The following is a 563-nucleotide window of genomic DNA, read 5'->3' on the forward strand; positions in this document are numbered from 1 at the left end:
TAAGACCGTGTCCTATGTGGTGAGTTGGACGAGTCGTTTGTAGCAGCAGAGTGTGGCGGCGAGTCCGAGGAAGGCCAGGTAGTTGCGGGGGTGGCGTTCGTAGCGGTGGTTGAGTCTGCGGTAGCCGGTCAGCCAGGACATGGTGCGTTCGATGACCCACCTGTGGCGCCCGAGTCGTTCGCTGGATTCGATTCCTTTGCGGGCGATGCGGACGCCGATGCGTTTTCCGCGGAGCCATTTCCGCAGTTCAGGTATGTCGTAGGCTTTGTCGGCGTGGAGTTTGCGGGGTTTGTAGTGCCAGCCGCGGTGGGGGTCGTGTCTCGTTTGGAGACCGGCCACCATGGGCTTCAGGCCTTGGCTGTCGTGGGTGTTGCCGGCGGAGAGCCCGACGACCAGGGGCAGCCCGTTCGCGTCCGACAGGATGTGCATCTTGGAACCCGGTTTACCCCGGTCCACGGGGCTGGGGCCTGTGAGTTCGCCCCTTTTTTAGCCCGTACGTGGGCGGAGTCGAGGACCACGCGGGTCAGGTCGAGCAGGCCGCACTCGTCGATCCTGTCGAGCAC

At 63.8% G+C, this 563-nt stretch carries 1 pseudogene; it reads right to left on the reverse strand.

The features are described from left to right. Positions 1-12 precede the first annotated feature (12 nt). Positions 13-563: pseudogene (locus IE107_RS34610) on the reverse strand (IS5 family transposase); the annotation flags it as partial.

This window comes from Streptomyces gelaticus, assembly GCF_014649535.1.
GTDB lineage: Bacteria > Actinomycetota > Actinomycetes > Streptomycetales > Streptomycetaceae > Streptomyces > Streptomyces gelaticus.